Annotated in this window: 18 protein-coding genes and 1 pseudogene; 16 read left to right on the top strand and 3 right to left on the bottom strand. The window is 69.7% G+C overall.

The genetic code is table 11. The features are described 5' to 3' along the window. Positions 1 to 122 precede the first annotated feature (122 nt). The 3 genes from CGR01S_RS14275 to CGR01S_RS14285 are packed head-to-tail and all read left to right on the top strand — an operon-like array spanning position 123 to position 2,404. Positions 123 to 716, top strand: coding sequence for a ferritin-like domain-containing protein (locus tag CGR01S_RS14275; RefSeq protein WP_042428643.1), 594 nt, complete (start codon positions 123 to 125; stop codon positions 714 to 716). An 11-nt stretch (positions 717 to 727) separates the two neighbouring features. Next, positions 728 to 1,123 (top strand): c-type cytochrome, encoded by a 396-nt coding sequence (locus CGR01S_RS14280; protein WP_439644751.1) that lies wholly within the window; start codon positions 728 to 730, stop codon positions 1,121 to 1,123. Between the two features lie 48 nt (positions 1,124 to 1,171). Further along, a complete protein-coding gene (locus tag CGR01S_RS14285) occupies positions 1,172 to 2,404 on the top strand; it encodes a c-type cytochrome (RefSeq protein ID WP_042428646.1) in 1,233 nt (410 codons plus the stop codon). A gap of 61 nt (positions 2,405 to 2,465) precedes the next feature. Here the strand turns inward: CGR01S_RS14285 and CGR01S_RS14290 are convergent, their stop codons facing one another. Then, positions 2,466 to 3,050: a YqiA/YcfP family alpha/beta fold hydrolase gene (locus CGR01S_RS14290; protein WP_042428647.1), complete on the bottom strand. Its 585-nt coding sequence runs from the start codon at positions 3,048 to 3,050 to the stop codon at positions 2,466 to 2,468. A 68-nt stretch (positions 3,051 to 3,118) separates the two neighbouring features. Between CGR01S_RS14290 and CGR01S_RS14295 the strand changes: the two genes are divergently transcribed. From CGR01S_RS14295 to CGR01S_RS14320, 6 genes are all read left to right on the top strand, one after another. Further along, positions 3,119 to 5,521, top strand: coding sequence for a serine/threonine protein kinase (locus CGR01S_RS14295; RefSeq protein WP_052382576.1), 2,403 nt, complete (start codon positions 3,119 to 3,121; stop codon positions 5,519 to 5,521). A 46-nt stretch (positions 5,522 to 5,567) separates the two neighbouring features. Beyond that, a complete protein-coding gene (rodA, locus tag CGR01S_RS14300; protein ID WP_042428649.1) occupies positions 5,568 to 6,740 on the top strand; it encodes a rod shape-determining protein RodA in 1,173 nt (390 codons plus the stop codon). Between the two features lie 35 nt (positions 6,741 to 6,775). After that, complete coding sequence (gene tldD / locus CGR01S_RS14305; RefSeq protein ID WP_042428654.1) at positions 6,776 to 8,260, top strand: metalloprotease TldD; 1,485 nt, start codon at positions 6,776 to 6,778, stop codon at positions 8,258 to 8,260. Positions 8,261 to 8,324: 64 nt separating this feature from the next. Further along, positions 8,325 to 8,873 carry a hypothetical protein gene (locus CGR01S_RS14310; RefSeq protein WP_042428658.1) on the top strand — a complete coding sequence of 183 codons (549 nt, stop codon included), beginning with the start codon at positions 8,325 to 8,327 and terminating at the stop codon, positions 8,871 to 8,873. A 219-nt stretch (positions 8,874 to 9,092) separates the two neighbouring features. Beyond that, a complete protein-coding gene (locus CGR01S_RS14315; RefSeq protein WP_042428661.1) occupies positions 9,093 to 10,223 on the top strand; it encodes a 3-deoxy-7-phosphoheptulonate synthase in 1,131 nt (376 codons plus the stop codon). Positions 10,224 to 10,265: 42 nt separating this feature from the next. Next, positions 10,266 to 10,577, top strand: coding sequence for a hypothetical protein (locus tag CGR01S_RS14320; protein WP_042428663.1), 312 nt, complete (start codon positions 10,266 to 10,268; stop codon positions 10,575 to 10,577). Between the two features lie 68 nt (positions 10,578 to 10,645). Here the strand turns inward: CGR01S_RS14320 and mpl are convergent, their stop codons facing one another. Continuing rightward, positions 10,646 to 12,058, bottom strand: coding sequence for a UDP-N-acetylmuramate:L-alanyl-gamma-D-glutamyl-meso-diaminopimelate ligase (gene mpl, locus CGR01S_RS14325; RefSeq protein ID WP_042428665.1), 1,413 nt, complete (start codon positions 12,056 to 12,058; stop codon positions 10,646 to 10,648). 162 nt (positions 12,059 to 12,220) lie between these two features. On the opposite strand from mpl, the gene CGR01S_RS14330 reads away from it, so the two are divergent. From CGR01S_RS14330 to CGR01S_RS14360, 7 genes are all read left to right on the top strand, one after another. Then, positions 12,221 to 12,817: a hypothetical protein gene (locus tag CGR01S_RS14330; RefSeq protein ID WP_042428668.1), complete on the top strand. Its 597-nt coding sequence runs from the start codon at positions 12,221 to 12,223 to the stop codon at positions 12,815 to 12,817. Continuing rightward, positions 12,814 to 13,416, top strand: coding sequence for a TlpA family protein disulfide reductase (locus tag CGR01S_RS14335; RefSeq protein ID WP_245616814.1), 603 nt, complete (start codon positions 12,814 to 12,816; stop codon positions 13,414 to 13,416). Before CGR01S_RS14330 ends, CGR01S_RS14335 begins: the two co-directional genes overlap by 4 nt. Before the next feature lie 118 nt (positions 13,417 to 13,534). After that, positions 13,535 to 14,002 carry an acetyl-CoA carboxylase biotin carboxyl carrier protein gene (gene accB, locus CGR01S_RS14340; RefSeq protein ID WP_042428670.1) on the top strand — a complete coding sequence of 156 codons (468 nt, stop codon included), beginning with the start codon at positions 13,535 to 13,537 and terminating at the stop codon, positions 14,000 to 14,002. A 48-nt stretch (positions 14,003 to 14,050) separates the two neighbouring features. Continuing rightward, the gene (accC, locus tag CGR01S_RS14345) at positions 14,051 to 15,400 is read left to right on the top strand and encodes an acetyl-CoA carboxylase biotin carboxylase subunit (protein ID WP_042428673.1); all 1,350 of its coding nucleotides are present in this window, start codon (positions 14,051 to 14,053) and stop codon (positions 15,398 to 15,400) included. 68 nt (positions 15,401 to 15,468) lie between these two features. Continuing rightward, a complete protein-coding gene (prmA, locus tag CGR01S_RS14350; RefSeq protein WP_042428676.1) occupies positions 15,469 to 16,356 on the top strand; it encodes a 50S ribosomal protein L11 methyltransferase in 888 nt (295 codons plus the stop codon). 46 nt (positions 16,357 to 16,402) lie between these two features. Continuing rightward, the gene (locus tag CGR01S_RS14355; protein ID WP_042428680.1) at positions 16,403 to 17,959 is read left to right on the top strand and encodes a zinc-ribbon and DUF3426 domain-containing protein; all 1,557 of its coding nucleotides are present in this window, start codon (positions 16,403 to 16,405) and stop codon (positions 17,957 to 17,959) included. A gap of 25 nt (positions 17,960 to 17,984) precedes the next feature. Continuing rightward, the gene (locus tag CGR01S_RS14360; protein ID WP_042428683.1) at positions 17,985 to 18,899 is read left to right on the top strand and encodes a carbohydrate kinase family protein; all 915 of its coding nucleotides are present in this window, start codon (positions 17,985 to 17,987) and stop codon (positions 18,897 to 18,899) included. 70 nt (positions 18,900 to 18,969) lie between these two features. On the opposite strand, the pseudogene CGR01S_RS16970 reads toward CGR01S_RS14360, so the two are convergent. Next, positions 18,970 to 19,328 (bottom strand): annotated as a pseudogene (locus tag CGR01S_RS16970) (hypothetical protein); the annotation flags it as partial.

The following is a 19,328-nucleotide window of genomic DNA, read 5'->3' on the forward strand; positions in this document are numbered from 1 at the left end:
CCTGTGCGCCCGCGCAGGGCCGTGCCACGCCCCGTCGGGGCAAGCCTGCTCACGGGCTCCCCTCGCATTTGCCGGCGCTTGCCTGCGCTGGCGCAACCGTTGACCAACCCACGGAGAAAACCATGAAGAACCTTTCCATTGAAGTCCCTGCGCAGAGCCTGTTTCTCGCGCGCCGCCGCGCCATGTCCGTGTCCGGGGCGGCCGTGCTGTCCGCCAGCGCCGTGGCCCTGCTCGGCGGGCGCGACGCGCTGGCCGCAGGGGCGAAGGTGAGCGCCCAGCAACTGGAGGCCGATGTGCGCATTCTCAATACTGCGCTGGGTGCGGAGCTGGAGGCGGTTGCCGCCTACCAGGTCGGCGCGGACAGCGGTCTGCTGAGCAAGGCGGTGCTTCCCGTGGCCGTTGCATTCCAGGGCCACCACAAGGAGCACGCGGCGGCCATTGCCAGCACGGTGCAAAAACTGGGAGGCACACCCGTGGCGGCCAGGGAGAAGTACCAGTTTCCGGTGGACAAGCTCAAGGTGGAGGCCGATGTGCTGCGCTTCGCGGCAGGCCTGGAGCGCGGCGCCATCTCGGCCTACCTGGGCGCCGTGCCCCTGTTCGCGGATCGTGCGCTGGCGCAGGTCGCCGCGAGCATCCTCGGCGATGAGGCCATGCACTGGGCGGTGCTGCGCCAGGTCCTGGGCGAGGCGCCCGTGCCATCGGCGTTCATGTCATGACGCCGCGCCGGATGGCCATGGCTCTGGGGTTGTCGGGCGGTCTGCTCGCTGCGGGCGCCAGCGCGGCGCCCGGCGCCGCAGCGCTGGCGCGCGGCGAGCAGGTGTATGCGCGCTGCGCTGCCTGCCACGCGATCGAAGGCAACCGCACGGGCCCCCAGCACTGCGGCCTGTTCGGTCGCCGGGCCGGCACGGCACCGGGCTATTCCGCCTATTCCAGGGCCATGCGGGAGAGCCGCTGGGTGTGGGACGAGAAGTCGCTCGACGTCTTCTTGAAGGATCCCATGCAAGCGCTGCCCGGAACCACCATGGGCTATTCGGGGGTGAAGGATGCCGCCGAGCGGGCGGACCTGATTGCCTGGCTCAAGGAGGCCGCGCGTCCCGGCGCGGCGTGCCAGCCCGTTCCCTAGCCGCGCCGTGGGCGCACGGGAATCCATAGACGATTGAGGAGTGGAGCGATGAAACATGCAGGGGTAGGGGCGCGCCGCTGGCCGGTATTGCGCCTTGCAGGAGCGATGGGACTGGCCGCGGCGGCCGTCGCCGCCTGTGGCGGCGGGGCCGCCGTCGATGGCCCGGATGCTGCCCAGGCGGCGCTGGTGGCCCAGGGACGGGACATCTTCCGCTACGACACGTTCGGCAACGAGGCGCATTGGACCGACACGCTCAGGCTGCACGAAGTCATTGCGGCGGCGGTCGATCCCGTGACCGCGCTGTCCGTCGGACTCAAGGTCGATGCCGAGGCGCTTCCTGCGGCTGTGGTGGCGGGCATCCAGGACGGCAGCGTGGACCTCCAGAGTCCCGCCACCACGGTGGCGTTGCTCAAGCTCAATGCGGTGGTCGGCGTGCGGGGGGCGGTGGAGACGGTCAATGGGGTGGACAAGCTCGTTCGCGTGGGCATCACCTGCGCCCTGTGCCACTCGACGGTGGACAACTCCTTCGCCCAGGGCATAGGCAAGCGCCTGGATGGCTGGCCCAACCGCGACCTCAACCCCGGGGCCATCATCGCCCTGTCGCCGGCCGTGGATGCGGCGGCGAAGGCCGTGTTCAACCGCTGGGGGGCCGGCAAGTTTGACCCGCGCCACAACATCGATGGCCTGAGCAAGCCCGTTGTCATTCCGCCCGCCTATGGTCTGGCGGGCATCCACCGCATCACCTTCACCGGCGATGGCGAGGATATCGCCTACTGGAACCGCTATGTCGCCGTGGCCGAAATGGGCGGGCTGGGCACGGTCACGGAGCCGCGCCTGAACCTCAGCATCACCCATGGCAGCGAGGACCTCGTGAGTTCCAAGCTGCCGGCGCTGCAGGCGTACCAGCTCACGCTCCAGGCGCCGGCGGCGCCCGCGGGCAGCTTTGACCCGGCCGCCGCCCTGCGCGGGCGGGCCGTTTTCGAGGGCGCCGGAAAATGCGCGACCTGCCACAGCGGCAGCAGTTTCACGGACGCCAACACCCGGCTGCATCCGCCGGCCGACTCCATGGCGGAGCCCGAGAGCCCCAGCTATGCCGCACGCTCTGCCACGCGCCAGTACCGCACCACGCCATTGAAGGGGGCGTGGCAGCATGCGCCCTATTTCCATGACGGCTCGGCCGCCACGCTGGACGAGGTGGCGCAGACCTACAACGAGCGGCTGGGTTTGGGGCTGAGCGTGCAGGATGTCTCGGACCTGGCCCAGTACCTGAAATCGCTGTGACCGCGGCGGCACCCCGCCCGCTGCGGGCGGGTGCAGTATTCCTGCATGTTTGGAGCGCGCCTCATGCCAGGCGCAGAAACTGCGCAATGGGCTCCAGGTGCGGCTCGAAATCGCTCAGCGCATGGTCCCCGCCCTCGAGCAGCCGCAACTGCGCGGCCGGGTAGCGCGCCACCATCTCGCGCCAGTCCAGCACCTCGTCGCCCTGGGCGATGATGGCGAGTTCCGGCCCGGCCGGGGCCTGGCCGTGCAGCTCCAGCACGCGCAGTTCCTGCACGTACTCGGGCCGGAAGAAAAAGCGCTCCTCGGGGTGGTGCCAGGCCGTCTGCTCGCCGATGTAGCGCTCCAGGTCGCGTGCGGGGTGCACGGCAGGGTTGAGCAGTACGCTGGGGCAGCGGGCCTGGTGCGCCACCCAGGTGGCATAAAAGCCGCCCAGCGAGGAGCCCACCACCGCCATGGCGGCGCGCGGCCAGGACGCGATGCCCTGGGCCACCAGCGCCATGGCCGCTTGCGGCGAGGGCGGCAGTTGCGGGCACCAGAACCGCACCCCCGGGTGGCGCTGCGCGAGGAAGTCGCGCATGCGCCGTGCCTTGGCCGATTGGGGCGAGGAGCGGAAACCGTGCAGGTACAGCAAATGGGTGGTCTTCATGGCGCGCCAGCATAAGATACGCGGGCATCGCCGTGCCATGGCGGCCCGGCGATGCCCGCACACACACCATGGCCGACTTCTCCCCGCTCTCCACCGCCCGGCGCCTCATGACCGGCAGCCCGGCCCAGCCCGGCACCATCGGACGCTTCGAGCTGCAGCGCGTGCTGGGCCAGGGGGCGCAGGCCACGGTCTGGCTGGCGCTGGACCCGCGCCTGCAGCGCCAGGTGGCCCTCAAGCTGCTGCCGCCCGTGCAGGGGCAGGACGGGGCGGTGCTGGAGCAGTGGCTGCGCGAGGCGCGCCACGTGGGGCGCCTGGCCCACCCCTGCATCGTGCCGGTGTTCGAAGCCGACGTGCATGGCCGCCAGCCGTACATCGTCTTCGAGTTTGTGCCCGGGCGCACCCTGGCCGAGCACCTGGCCCAGCAGGGGCGCTGCGCGCCGCACGACGCCGTGGCCCTGGTGGCCGATGTGCTCGATGCCCTGCAGGCCGCGCATGCCGCAGGCATCGTGCACCGCGACCTCAAGCCCTCCAACGTCATGGTCGATGCCCAGCGCCACGCGCGCGTCATGGACTTCGGGCTGGCCGCCGCGGCGGGCACTGCGCCCATGGCGCCTTCGGCCAGCGGCACGCCCGCCTACATGGCCCCCGAGGCCGCCGGCGGCGCGGCGCCGGCGCCTTCCATGGACATCTACGCCGCCGCCCTGGTGCTGGTGGAACTGCTCACGGGCCGGCCGCTGGTGCGCCAGGGCGACACCTGGCAGGCGCTCTACCACATCGCCAACGGCGAACTGGAGCTGCCCGCTGATTTGGGCCCCGGGGTTGACGACGGGCTGCGCGCCATCCTGCTGCGCGCCCTGGCACGCGCGCCGGCCGAGCGTTTTGCCACGGCGGGCGATTTCCGCGACGCGCTGCGCGCCTGGGCCGCGCCGGTGAGCGCGTCCACGGCGGCGGGCAATGCCACGCTGGACTTCCTGCTGCGGCGCATGCGCCACAAGAGCGACTTCCCCGCGCTGTCGGACTCGGTGGCGCGCATCCAGCGCGTGGCCAGCTCCGAGGACGACAGCATTGCCGACCTGACGAACGAAATCCTGAAGGACGTGGCGCTCACCCAGAAGCTGCTGCGCCTGGTCAACAGCGTGCAGTTCGCGCATGCGCGCCGCGACGGCGTGGGCACGGTCTCGCGCGCCGTGAGCCTGGTGGGCTTCAATGCCGTGCGCAATATGGCCCTGTCCCTGGTGCTGCTGGAGCATATGCAGAACCAGCAGCATGCGGGCCAGATGCGCGAGGAGTTCCTGCGCGCCATGATGGCCGGCTGCGTGGCCGCCGAACTCGGGGGGGCGGCCCTGGCCGAGCAGTCCTTCATCGGCGCGATGTTCCAGAACCTGGGGCGCATGCTGTGCACCTTCTACTTCCCCGAGGAGGCGGCCCAGATCCGCGCGGCGCTGGCCGCGGGCGCCACCGAGGAGAGCGCCGCGCTGCAGGCGCTGGGCCTGGGGCTGGAAGACCTGGGCGCCGGGGTGGCGCGCATCTGGGGCCTGCCCGAGTCGCTGCAGGCCTGCATACGCACGCCCCAGGGCACGCCGCCGCTGCGCCCGCCGCACCAGGGCGTGGAGCATTTGCGCTGGGTCGCGCGGGCGGCCAACGAGGTCGCCGCCGGCCTGCTGCTGCCCGATGCGCGCGCCGTGGCGGCGCGCCTGGAGCTGCTGGCCACGCAGTACGCACGCACCCTGGCGCTCACGCCCCAGGCCATTGCCGAAGCCACGCTGCGCGCGCGGCGCCAGCTCGCCGCCATGGCCCAGGCGCTGGACCTGCAGGTGGCGCCCGGATCGGCCGCGGCGCGCCTGCTGCAACTGCCCGCGCCGGCGCAGCCGCAGGACATGCTGGTTGCCTGTGAGCTCAGCACCGACGCGGCCCCGCCGGCGCCCGGGCAGGAGCCGGGCATGCCGCGCCTGGCGCAGACGGCCGAGATCCTCGCCTCGGGCATCCAGGACATCACCAATGCCATGGTCGACGACGGCTTCAAGCTCAACGACGTGCTGCGCATGATCCTGGAGACCATGCTGCGGGCGCTGGGCGCGCGGCGCATCGTCTTTTGCCTGCGCGATGCGCGCACCGACGTGGTGACCGGCCGCTTCGGCCTGGGCGAGGACAGCGAGGCCGCCGTGCGCGCCCTGGCCGTGCCGCTCAAGGCCAGCGGCGACCTGTTCTCCGCCGTGTGCCTCAAGGGCGCCGACACGCTGATCCGCGACGCCACGGGGCCGCAGATGCAGGAGCGCCTGCCCGCGTGGTACCGCCAGCGCCTGGATGCGCCGACCTTCCTGCTGCTGCCCCTGCAGATCAAGGGGCGGCCGTTTGCGCTCATCTACGCCGACCATGCGCAGGCCGACGCCATCGTGGTCGACGACAAGGCCCTGGGCCTGCTGCGCACCCTGCGCAACCAGGCCGTGATGGCGTTTCGCCAGGCCGCCTGAGCACCCCGCGGCCGGCCCCGGCGCGGGGCGCCGGATAATGGCGGCCATGGGAACGACTTTCGAGAAGCCTTCGCTGGCGCAGCGCATCCTGCCCCTGTTCCGCGGCTTCGATGGCTGGCTCATCGCCATCGTGCTGTGGCTGGCGGCGGCCGGCCTGCTGGCCATGTATTCGGCAGGCTTCGACCATGGCACCCGCTTCGTGGACCATGGCCGCAACATGCTCATCGCCGCGGGCCTGCTGTTTCTGGTGGCCCAGGTGCCGCCGCAGCGGATCATGGCCCTGGCGCTGCCGCTGTACGCGGCCGGGGTGGTGCTGCTCGTGGCGGTGGCGCTGTTCGGCATCACCAAGAAGGGCGCGCAGCGCTGGGTGAACGTGGGCGTGGTGATCCAGCCGAGCGAAATCCTCAAGATCGCCATGCCGCTGATGCTGGCCTGGTGGTTCCAGCGCCGCGAGGGGCAGTTGCGCCCCCTGGACTTTGCCGCCGCAGGGCTGCTGCTGGCCGTGCCTGTGGGCCTCATCATGAAGCAGCCCGACCTGGGCACGGCCCTGCTGGTGCTGGCCGCCGGGCTGTCGGTCATCTTCTTCGCCGGGCTGTCCTGGCGGCTGGTGCTGCCGCCCGTGCTGCTGGGGCTGGCGGGCATTGCGGTGCTGGTGGCCATGGGCGACGCCTGGTGCGCCGACGGCGTGCGCTGGCCCATCCTGCACGACTACCAGCAGCAGCGCATCTGCACGCTGCTCGACCCTACGCGCGATCCGCTGGGCAAGGGCTTTCACATCATCCAGGGGATGATCGCCATCGGCTCGGGCGGCGTGTTCGGCAAGGGGTTCATGGCGGGCACGCAGACGCACCTGGAGTTCATCCCCGAGCGCACCACAGACTTCATCTTCGCCGCCTATTCCGAAGAATTCGGTCTGCTCGGCAACCTGTACCTGATCGTCGGCTTCCTGCTGCTCGTGTGGCGCGGCCTGGCGATCGCCATGCGCTCGAGCCTGCTGTTCGGGCGGCTCATGGCAGGCGCGGTGTCCATGATCTTCTTCACCTACGCCTTCGTGAACATGGGCATGGTCAGCGGCATGCTGCCGGTGGTGGGCGTGCCGCTGCCCTTCATCAGCTACGGGGGCACGGCCATGGTCACGCTGGGGCTGGCGCTGGGCATTCTCATGTCGATTGCGCGCGCGCAGCGCCAGGGCATGCCGGGCAAGCCCGTGGCCGCCTGAAGCAGCCGCCTGCGGCGGCGCCTAAAATCCGGCGCATGACTTCCCGCCCCACCTCTGGCGCGCCGCGCAGCGCGCCCACGCTCGACCGCATCGCCATCGCCCGCCAGTGCCTGCTGGAGCCTTTCGGTCTCGACGAGGGCCACCTGGGCCGCGCCCTGGCCGAGATCCGTGCGCACCGCGTGGACGACGCCGATCTCTACTTCCAGACCACGCGCAGCGAAGGCTGGAGCCTGGAGGAGGGCATCGTCAAGACCGGCTCGTTCTCCATCGACCAAGGCGTGGGCGTGCGCGCCGTGTGCGGCGAGAAAACCGCCTTTGCCTATTCCGACGATATTTCCGAGGCTTCGCTGCTGGACGCCGCGCGCACCGTGCGCTCCATTGCCGCGGCGGGGCGCACGGGTCGGGTGCCGGTGCGCGACGCCAAGGTCGCCAAGAGCCGCAGCCTGTATGCCGGGATGGACCCCATCGCCTCGCTCGACAGCACGGCCAAGGTGGCGCTGCTCGAACAGGTCGAGCGCCGGGCCCGTGCGCGCGACCCGCGCGTGGTGCAGGTCATGGCGGGGCTGGCCAGCGAGTACGACGTGGTGCTCGTCGCGCGCGCCGACGGCACCCTGGCGGCGGACGTGCGCCCGCTGGTGCGCCTGTCGGTCACCGTGATCGCCGAGCAGGGCGGGCGCCGCGAGGTCGGCTCCGCGGGCGGGGGCGGGCGCTTCGGCCTGGCGTATTTCGACGACGCGCAGATCGCCCGCTATGTGGACGAGGCGGTGAGCACGGCGCTGGTCAACCTGGACGCGCGCCCCGCGCCGGCCGGGGAGATGACGGTGGTGCTCGGCCCCGGTTGGCCCGGCGTCCTGCTGCACGAGGCCGTGGGCCACGGGCTGGAGGGCGACTTCAACCGCAAGGGCTCCTCGGCCTTCAGCGGGCGCATCGGCCAGCAGGTGGCGGCCCGCGGCGTCACTGTGCTCGACGACGGCACCCTGCCCGACCGGCGCGGCTCGCTCAACGTGGACGACGAAGGCCAGGCCAGCGGCTGCAATGTGCTCATCGAGGACGGCATCCTCAAGGGCTATATGCAGGACCGCCTCAACGCCCGCCTCATGGGCGTGGCGCCCACGGGCAACGGCCGGCGCGAGAGCTATGCCCACCTGCCCATGCCGCGCATGACCAATACCTACATGCTGGGCGGCGACAAGGACCCGCAGGAGATCCTCGCCAGCATCAAGAAGGGCCTGTACGCCACCAATTTCGGCGGCGGCCAGGTGGACATCACCTCGGGCAAGTTCGTCTTCTCGGCCAGCGAAGCCTACTGGGTGGAGAACGGCAAGGTGCTCTACCCCGTCAAGGGCGCCACCATCGTGGGCAGCGGCCCCGAGTCGCTCAAGCGCGTGCGCATGATCGGCAACGACATGCGCCTGGATTCGGGGGTGGGTACCTGCGGCAAGGAAGGCCAGAGCGTGCCCGTGGGCGTGGGCCAGCCCACGCTGCGCATCGACGGCTTGACCGTGGGGGGCACGGCCTGAGGGCGGCAGCGCGTTCGCCGGCCTCTTGCGTGCGCGCGCAAGCGCAAGACGGCACAATCGCCGCATGCCCGAATCGCGTCCCCTGTCCGCGTCCCTGCACAGCCTGCAGACGTTTGGCGACATCAGCCGCTTCCTGCGCGAGGGAGTGGCCGACGAGGACTCGCGCGAGATGCGCGAGGGCGTGGGCGCGCTCGCCCAGGTGATCGACGAAACCGTGAAAGTGCGCCGTGCGCGCCAGGAGGCCGGGGCGGTGACGGCGCACGCGCGCATCCTGGTGCGCGTGGTGCGTGAGCACCTGCGCTTTCTCACCGGCCTGGGCTCGGCCTGGCACGCGCTGTACGAGTTCGGCGCCTACCAGAGCGCGCTGCAGGAGCTGCGCCGCGCTGCCGAGGCCTGGCTCAAGGCGCTGGAGCAGCGCAGTTCGCGCGAGGGGGGGGCGTTCGAGCGCCTGGAGCTGCTTGCCTGGCGCACCCTGGGCGAGGGCATGCTGCTCATCGACATGTACGAGCAGGGCAGCGGCGGCATGCTCAGCGCCGTGCCCGAGTCGGCGCCGCCCCCCGCGCGCTCGCCCTGGGCGCGCCTGGCCGCCTGGTACCGGCGGTTGCGCGCCTGAGACACTGCGGCGCGCGTTTTATTGCACTGCAGCGTGACTGTGCTACATTCAATCCCATGCATCCGCGCTTTGCCTTTTATTTTTGGTTTTGGTTCTCGGTCCCTGGCGGATGAGAGGCAAGCGCGCAAGCCCCCGAACCCTTAGCACCCCACCGCCGTCGCTCTAGAGCCCGGCGGTTTTTTTTGTCCTTTTTTTCCCACTTTGCACAGAAAGCCTGCGATGACTGCCAAAGCCCTGAGCACCAGCGAGTCCTGGTACCAAAGCGTCGAGAAGACCAGCCTGACCGACGACGAACGCATCAAGGACATCACCGTGCTGCCCCCTCCCGAACACCTGATCCGGTTCTTCCCGATACGCGGCACCGCGGTGGAGCAACTGATCGCACAGACGCGCAAGGCCATCCACAACATCATCCACGGCAAGGACGAGCGCCTGCTGGTGGTGATCGGTCCGTGCTCCATCCATGACCCGGCGGCGGCCCTGGAGTATGCGCGCCGCCTCAAGGAGGTGCGTGAAAAATTCCAGGACACGCTGGAGGTGGTGATGCGCGTGTACTTCGAGAAGCCGCGCACCACGGTGGGCTGGAAGGGTCTGATCAACGACCCCTATCTCGACGAGAGCTACCGCATCGACGAGGGCCTGCGCATCGCCCGCCAGTTGCTCATCGAGATTAACCGCCTGGGCGTGCCCGCGGGCAGCGAGTTCCTCGACGTGATCTCGCCCCAGTACATCGGCGATCTCATCTCCTGGGGCGCCATCGGCGCGCGCACCACCGAAAGCCAGGTGCACCGCGAGCTCGCCTCGGGCCTGTCGGCGCCCATCGGCTTCAAGAACGGCACGGACGGCAACATCCGCATCGCCACCGACGCCATCCAGTCGGCCAGCCGCGGGCACCACTTCCTGTCGGTGCACAAGAACGGGCAGGTGGCCATCGTGGACACCAAGGGCAACAAGGACTGCCACGTCATCCTGCGCGGCGGCAAGGCGCCGAACTACGACGCCGCCAGCGTCGCCGTGGCCTGCAAGGACCTGGAGGCCGCCAAGCTGCGCCCCACGCTGATGGTCGACTGCAGCCACGCCAACAGCAGCAAGCAGCACGAGAAGCAGCGCGACGTGGTGCGCGACATTGCGGGCCAGATCGCCGGCGGCTCGCACAGCGTGTTCGGCCTGATGCTCGAAAGCCACCTCGTCGCCGGGGCGCAGAAGTTCACCCCGGGCAAGGATGCGCCCGGCGCCCTGGAATACGGCAAGAGCATCACCGACGCCTGCCTGGGCTGGGACGATTCCGTGCAGGCCCTGGCCGAGCTGTCGGCGGCCGTGCAGGCGCGCCGCACCGCTGCCAGGGTGTAAGCTCGGGATTCCTTGAATTCATCAATCACCGAAAGGCCTTTCATGCACAGCGTGGTGACGGTTTGCCTGGACAAAGACCAGGAATTTCGTTTTGAACTCGACGGCGTCGAACCCATGGCGCACGAACAGGCGCGCCTCTGGCTCGATGGCGAATTCACGCGCATGGAGTGCGAACCCCTGCGTGCCAGCGGCAAGGTGCTGCTGGCCGACAAGGTGCTGGTCGTGGCACGGGCGGCCGGAGCGTCCCTGCTGGGCGATCGCGCGTGGCTGGGCCAGTTTGCGCGCGCCGCGAGCGCTGCGCTCTCGCGCCCCGTGGTGCGCATCGACCTGGCGGGCATGACCATCAATTACTGATGGAATAGCCCTCCAGCGCCCTCCAGCGCACGCCAGCAGGGCGTGGGCAGCTACTGATTTAGTAGCTTTCAGCCCTGCGCCAGCGCGGCGAGCAGGCGTGCGTGCACGCCGCCAAAGGCCCCATTGCTCATGCAGACGATGTGGTCACCCGGCTGCGCGGCGCGCACCACCTGGGCGACCAGGTCGTCGATGTTCGCCGCCGTCTGCGCGCGCGCCTGCAGCGGCGCCAGGGCCGCGGCGGCGTCCCAGTCCAGCCCGGCCGTGTGGCAGAAAGCCAGGTCGGCGCTCTCCAGGGCCCAGGGGAGCTGGGCCTTCATGGTGCCCAGCTTCATGGTGTTGCTGCGCGGCTCGAACACGGCCAGGATGCGCCCCGCCGCGCCCACGCTGCGGCGCAGCCCGTCGAGCGTGGTGCGCATGGCCGTGGGGTGGTGGGCAAAGTCGTCGTACACCGTGATGCCGCGCACCGCGCCGCGCAGCTCCATGCGGCGGCGCACGTTCTGGAATTGCCCCAGCGCCTGCGCCGCCTGCGCGGGCGCCACGCCCACATGGTGCGCTGCGGCGATGGCGGCCAGAGCATTGAGCTGGTTGTGCACGCCGCCCAGTGCCCATTGCACACGCCCCACAGGCCGCCCCTGCTGCAGCACATCGAAGGCCTGGGGTTCGCCCGCTGCCGTGAAGTCGCTCAGCGCCGCGCCGAAGGTCTGTACCGGGCTCCAGCAGCCCAGGTGCAGCACGCGCGTGAGGCTTTCCTCCAGGCCATTGGCCACGATGCAGCCCGTGGGGGGCACGGTACGCACCAGGTGATGGAACTGGCGCTCGATTGCCGCCAGGTCGTCGAAGATGTCGGCGTGATCGAACTCCAGGTTGTTCAGCACGGCCGTGCGCGGCCGGTAGTGCACGAACTTGCTGCGCTTGTCGAAAAAGGCCGTGTCGTACTCGTCGGCCTCGATGACGAACAGCGGTGCCTGGCCCACGGGCCCCGGGCCGGCGTGCGGGCGGCGCGCAGCCCCCAGGCGCGCGGACACGCCGAAATTCAGCGGCACCCCGCCCACCAGAAACCCGGGCTCCTGGCCCGCGCATTCCAGAATCCAGGCCAGCATGGACGTGGTGGTCGTCTTGCCGTGGGTGCCGGCCACGGCCAGCACGTGGCGGCCCTGCAGTACATGCTCGGCCAGCCACTGCGGGCCGCTGGTATAGCGGGCGCCGCTGTCCAGAATGGCCTCCATCAGCGGGAACTTCGGGCTGCCGTCTGCCAGGCGTGCGCGGCTCACCACGTTGCCGACCACGAACATGTCGGGCTGCAGCGCGAGCTGGTCGGCGCCGTAGCCGTCGATCAGTTCGATGCCCAGGGCGCGCAACTGCTCGCTCATGGGCGGGTAGACGCCCGCGTCGCAGCCCGTGACCCGGTGGCCCGCTGCGCGCGCGAGTGCGGCCAGCCCGCCCATGAAAGTGCCGCAAATGCCCAGGATATGGATGTGCATGGGATAAGTCTCAGTGCCAAAACAATGGTTGCAGCCCGTTGGGCAAGCGCCAGAAGCTATAAAAATAATAGCATATTTCCAGTGGCGGCAGGGCGGTCTGGCGTAAGGGCATAGGCCTGGCGCGGCAGCGTTGCGGTCACAATGGCGGGTGAAAGCCGCGCCATGACATCTGCACCCATCCACGCCGAGATCGCCCAGGCCGCTGCCCGCCTGGTGGCCGAGGAGGGGCTGGAATACGGCCCCGCCAAGCGCCGCGCGCTCAAGCTGCTGGGCCTGCCCGCACGCACGCCCCTGCCCGACAACGATGTGCTGGAGGACGCCGTGCGCGAGCACATTGCGCTGTACTGCGCCGACACGCAGCCGGACGAACTGCGCACCCTGCGCGGCCTGGCGGTGGAGTGGATGCAGCGCCTGGCGCCGTTTCGCCCGCATGTGGCGGGCGCGGTCTGGCATGGCACGGCCACCCGGCATTCGGACATCTACCTGCAGTTGTTCTGCGACGACCCCAAGTCGGCCGAGATCGCGCTCATCAACCAGGGCGTATCCTATGAGCCGGGTTCTGCGCCCGGCCTGCAAGGGGCGCCGGTGGACGTGCTCAGCATCGCCTGCCCGAGCCGGGCGCTGGGCGTGGTGGTGGGTGTGCATCTGCTGATCTATGACCTTGATGACCTGCGCGGCGCGCTGCGCCCGGACCGGCGTGGCCGGGTGCCCCGGGGCGACCTGGCAGCGCTGCGCCATTTATTGGAGAACGACACGTGAACCCACACCAGCCCCTGGGGATTGAAGACCCCGCCCAGGACGACATGGCCCGCACGGGCGCCGCCGGCGGCGGGCTCTCGCGCCGGCAGTGGGGCTGGTACGCCGGGGTGGCGCTGGCGGCAGCGGCGGCCGGGGGCGCGTGGTCCTGGTGGCGCATGCAGCCGAGCGCCGCCCAGCAGGACGCCGCCCGCGCGCTGTGGGAGCGCAGCTTCGAGACGCCGTCCGGCGGCCAGCTGGCCATGGACTCGCTGCGCGGCAAACCCTTGCTGCTGAACTTCTGGGCCACCTGGTGCCCGCCGTGCATCGCCGAGCTGCCCCTGCTCAATACGTTCTACCGTGAAAACACGGGAAAGAATTGGCAAGTACTGGGTATTGCGGTCGATCAGCTTGCTTCTGTCAAAACATTCCTGGAGCGTATGCCGCTGGATTTCCCCGTGGCCATGGCCGGGCAGGGTGGCATCGAGCTGGTGCGGTCCCTGGGCAATCTGCAGGGGGGGCTGCCGTTCACCGTATTGTTCGCCGCCGATGGTCGCATCCTGCAGCGTAAAATGGGCCAGGCCACAGCGGAAGACCTGCGCACCTGGGCTGCCATGGTGTAAGCGCGGGCAGTCGTGCCTTGTAGATGCGGGCTATTGAATAAAAAAGTCGATCGAAGGGCAAAGATAGGGCAAATTGGAGTACATTCGCGCCCTATTCCGTTTTGCTGAGAGAGCTCCCATGGATTTGCGAAAACTCAAGACCCTGATCGACCTGGTCTCCGAGTCGAATGTCTCCGAGCTGGAGATCACCGAGGCCGAGGGCAAGGTTCGTATCGTCAAGAGCGGCCCCACCGTGGTGCAACAAATCGTCCCCGCGGCCGTGGCGCCGGCCGCCGCGCCCGCGCAGCCGGCCGCTGCTGCGGCGCCCGTCGCCGGACTGCCCGCGCCGGCCCCCGCCGCCCCGGAGGTCCAGGGCCATATCGTCAAGTCGCCCATGGTCGGTACGTTCTACCGTGCCTCCAGCCCCGGCGCCAAGCCTTTTGTCGAGGTCGGCAGCCAAGTCAAGGAAGGCGAGACGGTGTGCATTATCGAGGCCATGAAGATCCTCAACGAGATCGAGGCCGACAAGACAGGCACCATCACGCGCATCCTGGGCGAGAACGGCCAGGCGGTCGAGTATGGCCAGCCCCTGTTCGTGATCGAGTGACCTCCAGATACTCCGGGCCGCTGGGGCCCTTGAGCCGCGAGACTGCCTATGTTTAAGAAAATACTCGTTGCGAACCGGGGTGAAATCGCCCTGCGCATCCAGCGCGCCTGCCACGAGCTGGGCGTGAAGGCCGTGATGGTCTATTCCGAGGCCGACCGCGACGCCAAATACGTCAAGCTCGCCGAGGAGGCCGTGTGCATCGGCCCGGCGCCCTCGCCGCTGTCCTACCTCAACATGCCCGCCATCATCTCGGCGGCCGAGGTCACGGACGCCGAGGCCATTCACCCCGGCTACGGCTTCCTGTCGGAGAACGCCGATTTTGCCGAGCGCGTGGAGCGCAGCGGCTTCCAGTTCATCGGGCCCACGCCCGAGTCCATCCGCATCATGGGCGACAAGGTCTCGGCCAAGCAGGCCATGATCAAGGCGGGCGTTCCCTGCGTGCCCGGCTCGGAAGGCGAGCTGCCCGACGATCCCGTGCAGATCCGGCGCATTGCCCGCACCATTGGCTATCCCGTCATCATCAAGGCGGCGGGCGGCGGCGGCGGGCGCGGCATGCGCGTGGTGCACACCGAGGCCGCGCTGGTCAATGCCGTGCAGATGACCAAGGCCGAGGCACAGGCCGCCTTCGGCAACCCGGCCGTGTACATGGAGAAGTTCCTCCAGAACCCGCGCCACATCGAAATCCAGGTGCTGGCCGACAAGTACCGCAACGCCGTCTACCTCGGCGAGCGCGACTGCTCCATGCAGCGACGCCACCAGAAGGTGATCGAGGAGGCCCCGGCCCCCGGCATTCCGCGCAAGCTGATCGACCGCATCGGCGACCGCTGCGTGGCGGCCTGCAAGAAGATCGGCTACCGCGGCGCGGGCACGTTCGAGTTCCTCTACGAAAACGGCGAGTTCTACTTCATCGAGATGAACACGCGCGTGCAGGTGGAGCACCCGGTCACGGAGTGGATCACCGGGGTGGATATCGTGCGCACGCAGATCATGGTGGCGGCGGGCGAGAAGCTGCCGTTCACCCAGCGCCAGATCCAGATCCGCGGTCACGCCATCGAGTGCCGCATCAATGCCGAGGACCCCTACAAGTTCATCCCCTCGCCGGGGCGCATCACCAAGTGGCACGCGCCGGGCGGCCCGGGCGTGCGCGTGGACTCGCATGTGTACACCAACTACTTCGTGCCGCCGAACTACGACTCGATGATCGGCAAGATCATCGTGCACGGCGACACGCGCGAGCAGGCGCTGGCGCGCATGCGCACGGCGCTGTCGGAGACGGTGATCGAGGGCATCAACACCAACGTGCCCCTGCACCGCGAACTGATGGTGGACGCAAAATTCGTCGAAGGCGGCACCAATATCCACTACCTGGAAGAGTGGCTGTCGCAGCGCCAGCGCTGAGGCTCCCGGAGGGGCGCCCGCAGCAGGCGCCCTTTTTTTTGTCTGCGTTCTTCGAGAGGCACGAAGCCATGTATGAACTGAGCCTGTTGTGCCCGCAAGACCGGGTGGAGCTGGTGTCCGAAGCGCTGGAGGCGCTGGATGCGCTCAGCGTATCCGTCGAGGACGCCGATGCCCAGACCGACGCCGAGCAGGCCTTGTTCGGCGAGCCCGGCATGCCGCCGCCCCAGCCCGGCTGGGAACGCAGCAAGGTGCTGGCGCTGTTTGCCACCGAGGCAGCGGCGCAGCAGGCGCAGCAGCTTCTGACCGTGCAGGATTTTTTTGCCGGCTGCGCCGTCGTCGCGCTGGCGCCGCTGCAGGAGCAGGACTGGGTGCGCCTGACGCAGTCGCAATTCGCTCCCGTGGAGATCACACCGGAGTTCTGGATCGTGCCCACCTGGCATGAGCCGCCGGCACAGGCGCGCCAGGTCATCCGGCTCGATCCGGGCCTGGCGTTCGGCACGGGCACCCACCCCACCACGCGCATGTGCCTGCGCTGGATTGTGCGCCGGGGCGGCGGCGCGGCGCTGGGCCGTGTGCTCGACTACGGCTGCGGCTCGGGCATCCTGGCCATTGGCGCCGCCAAGTTCGGCGCCACCGACATCGACGCGGTGGACATCGACCCAGCGGCGGTCGAGTCGGCCGCACTCAACGCCCAGGCCAACGGCGTGGTGCTGCGCACCGGCCTGCCCGACTTGGCCCAGGGCCCCTACCAGACGGTGCTGGCCAACATCCTGGCCACGCCCCTGCGCGTGCTCGCGCCTTTGCTGTGCGGCCATGTGGCAGCCGGCGGACACCTCGTGCTGGCGGGCATTCTGGAGCGCCAGGCGCAGGAGCTGCAGGAGGCCTATGCCCCGTGGGTGCAGCTCACGGTGGCCGACCAGGAGGATGGCTGGATCCTCATGACGGCGCAGCGCTGACGCGGCTGCGCGGCCTGCGGCACGCCCCGCCTACAATCCACAGCCCATGAGCCAGACGACCCGCTGCCCGTCCTGTGGAACCCTGTTCAAGGTCGTCGCGGACCAATTGCGCATCTCCGATGGCTGGGTGCGCTGCGGCCAGTGCCAGCAGGTGTTCGATGCGTCCAGCCATTTGCAGGACTTGCCCAAGGCGCCGCTGCTGCCCGACCTGGCCCTCGATCAACTGCGGGCGCCGCCCGCACCGGTATCCCGCACCGCACCTCCTGCACGGAAGTGGGGCGAGAGGCCGCTGCCCGCGGCATCCGCACCGGCTCCGGAGCCTGTCCAGGCACCAGGCCACTGGCCCCAGCCGCCCCTGCCTGCCCGGTCGCCGGAGCCGTCGGCACCGGCCCCTGCGCTGCAACCCTTGCCTCAGGTGGAAGAGCCTGCGCCAGCGGTGCTGCAGGTTCCTGAGCCCGTGGTGCCGGCGTTTCTCGTAGCAGAGCCGGATGCCCCGCTGGCCGACGGCTGGAGCCGCACACCGCCGCCGCAGGCCCTGGAGGCTGCCGCGGGGCCCGCTTTTGCCGGCGCTGCAGAGCACAGCGCGGACATCGAATGGCCGCCCATCGAATTGCCCCAGGCGCTGGCGCCGGTCACGGCGCTGCCTGAAGCCCCTGCACCGGAGGCGCCCGTGGCAGCCCTGCCGCTTGAGGCTACCGCCGTGCCGGCGCCCGCCATCGCGCCGGACACCGAGGGCGGCTATGAACTCCCCGCGCCGGTGCTGGATGGGGACGATGGACAGGATCTGACAGAGGTGGCCTGTGCCGCCGAGTCCGATGCGCAGGCCGCGCACGCAACGCCAGACTCGCTGGAGGAGCCGCTTCAGGCGGCGTCTGCTGCGGCAGTGCCGCTCGGGAGCCTGGAGGAAGAAGGGGCGGCTGCGGCAGGCTTGCGGCTCGTGCCCAAGGAAGACGAGGCCCTGCAACCTGCACTCCAGCGCCGCATGCCGCCCGCCGCGCCATCGCCCCTGCCGGCTGGCGCTGTGCCTGCCGGGGAGCCAGCGGATGGCGCGCAGGCTGCCCAGGCTGAACCCGATGGCGCCGCCGCGGCCGAACCCTCCTTTCTGCGTGCGGCGCGCCGCCAGGCCTATTGGCGCCGGCCATGGGTGCGCGCGGGCTTGTGGTCTGTGCTGCTGCTTTTGCTGGCGGCGCTGGCACTGCAGGTCGCGGTGCAGGAGCGCGACTTCCTCGCGGCGCGCCATCCGCCCCTGCGCGCGGGCCTGCAGGCGCTGTGCGCTCCCCTGGGGTGCCAGGTCGCGCCCTATCGTGACATCACGGCCGTGGAGGTGGAGAGCTCTTCATTCCAGAAGCTCCGGGGTGAGGAGTACCGGTTTTCACTGGTGCTGAAGAACCGCTCGGGCATGACCGTGGCCATGCCGGCCGTGGAATTGACCCTGACCGACGCCATGGACCAGCCCGTGCTGCGGCGCGTGCTATTGCCGGCGCAGTGGGCGGCACCGTCCGAGCTCGCCGCCCGGGGCGAATGGGCGGCTGCGCGCACCGTGCAGCTCCAGTCCGTCCCGGCGCGCATTGCCGGCTACCGGGTGGTGGCCTTCTATCCCTGACAACCACAAGCACTGAAAGATTGATATGGCGGTACTGATTTGCGGCTCGCTGGCCTTTGACACCATCATGGGATTTCCGGGGCGGTTTGCCGAGCAAATCCTGCCCGACCAATTGCACATCCTCAATGTCTCCTTCCTGGTGCCTGCGCTGCGCCGCGATTTCGGGGGCTGCGCAGGCAATATCGCCTACAGCCTCAAGCTGCTCGGGGGTGAGCCCGTGCCCATGGCCATGCTGGGCAGCGACGGGGGCGAGTACCTGGAGCGCCTGCAGTCCCTGGGCATCAGCACGCGGGGCGTGGGACAGGTGCAGGACACCTACACCGCCCAGGCCATGATCATGACCGACCGGGACAACAACCAGATCACAGCCTTCCACCCCGGGGCCATGATGCAGGCGCACACACAGCGCATCGCCGCCGGGGCCGCGGCGGATGTGCGCATTGCCATCATCGCGCCCGACGGGCGTGACGCCATGATCGAGCACGCGGAGCAATTGCACGCCGCCGGGATTCCTTTCGTTTTCGATCCCGGCCAGGGGTTGCCGATGTTCTCCGGCGATGAATTGCTGCGCTTCGTCGGGCAGGCGACCTGGGTGACGGTGAACGATTACGAGGGCAAGATGCTGTGCGAGCGCACGGGCCTGGATGTGCCGCAGCTCTCACGCAAGGTGCGGGGGCTGGTGGTCACCCTGGGCGGGCAGGGCTGTGAAGTCTGGGAGCAGGGCGAGTGCACCCTGGTGCCGCCCACCGCCCCGGCGGCCATCGTGGACCCGACGGGGTGCGACGACGCCTGGCGGGGTGCGCTGCTGTTCGGCCTGGAGCGCGGGTGGCCGCTGGTGCGTTGCGCCGAGCTGGGCAACCGGCTCGGTGCGCTCAAGATCGCCGCACGCGGCCCGCAGAACTACGTGCTGGACTTCGACCCCGCATTGCTGGGAGCCTGAGGCCGCAGGCGCAAAAAAACCCGGTGCGCGGCACCGGGTGGGCCTGCCAGGGCGGATGAACCGCCGGGGCTCAGGGCTTGGGACCCGTGGGGAAGGGCCAGGCAGCCTGGGGATTGAGGGTGGTTTGTGCGGCGGGCGCAGCAGGCTTTTCAGCCGCAGGCTTCTTCGCAGGAGCGGCCTTCTTTGCCGGGGCTGCCGCCTTCTTGGCGGGTGCAGCGGCCTTCTTCGCGGGAGCTGCAGCCTTCTTGGCAGGTGCAGCGGCCTTCTTCGCGGGAGCTGCAGCCTTCTTGGCGGGTGCAGCGGCCTTCTTCGCCGGAGCTGCAGCCTTCTTGGCAGGTGCAGCGGCCTTCTTCGCCGGAGCTGCGGCCTTCTTGGCAGGTGCAGCGGCCTTCTTCGCGGGAGCTGCAGCCTTCTTGGCGGGTGCAGCGG

This window comes from Comamonas granuli NBRC 101663, assembly GCF_000739995.1.
Taxonomy (GTDB): domain Bacteria; phylum Pseudomonadota; class Gammaproteobacteria; order Burkholderiales; family Burkholderiaceae_C; genus Simplicispira; species Simplicispira granuli.